The organism is Mesorhizobium sp. M7A.F.Ca.CA.001.08.2.1 (assembly GCF_003998455.1).
In the GTDB taxonomy this organism is placed as follows: domain Bacteria; phylum Pseudomonadota; class Alphaproteobacteria; order Rhizobiales; family Rhizobiaceae; genus Mesorhizobium; species Mesorhizobium ciceri.
The window spans coordinates 1-760 of the sequence record NZ_RZPW01001327.1 but is presented as its reverse complement, the minus strand read 5'-3'; the positions used below and the strand labels follow the sequence as shown (position 1 = coordinate 760).

Sequence of the window (760 nt, the reverse complement as noted above, 5' to 3'; positions counted from 1 at the left end):
GGCGAGGGGCGAGACGATCACGCCGGCGGCACAATGGCTGCTCGACAACAATTACCTGGTCGAAGAGACCATTTTCCAGGTCAATCGCGACCTGCCGCGCCGCTTCTATCGCCAGCTGCCGACCTTGAAACTGCCTGACGGCGGCAGCGTGCCGCGCGCGCTGGCGCTGGCCTGGACCTATGTCGCGCATTCGGACAGTTCCGTTTCGGCGACGATGTTCAAGTCCATCGTCCAGGGTTTTCAGTCGGTCGAGCCGCTGAAGATCGGCGAACTCTGGGCGCTGCCTTCGCTGTTGCGCTTCGTGCTGATCGAAAATCTGCGCCGGCTGGCGGTCAGGGTCAATCGAACCCGTCAGATGCGTCAGATCGCCAACGATGTGGCCGACAAGGTCCTGGCCACCGACGACAGCGCCGACCGGCAGTCGATCCTGTCCAATTTCAGCGCCCACGCACAGGACACCACCTTCGCCACCCAGCTGCTCTATCGCCTGCGCGATGGCTCGCAGAATGCCGGCAAGGCTCTGGAATGGCTGGAAGGCGAGCTCGAAAAGACCGGCTCCGATGCCGAGGAAATCATCATTTCCGAACATCACACGTTGTCCAGCGGCAATGTGACGACGGGCAACATCATTCGCGGCCTGCGCCTCATCAACGACGTCGATTGGACCGTGTGGTTCGAAGGCGTCAGCCGCATCGACACCGTGCTGCGCGAGCGCACCGATTTCGCCGCGCTCGACTTCTTCTCGCGCGACCAGTACCGG

General features: G+C 62.5%; 1 protein-coding gene. It reads left to right on the top strand.

Features of this window, described 5'->3' with window-relative positions; all coding sequences use genetic code 11:
• A partial coding sequence (locus EN914_RS37175) for a hypothetical protein (RefSeq protein ID WP_164779255.1) occupies positions 1-760 on the top strand: 760 nt, incomplete at both ends.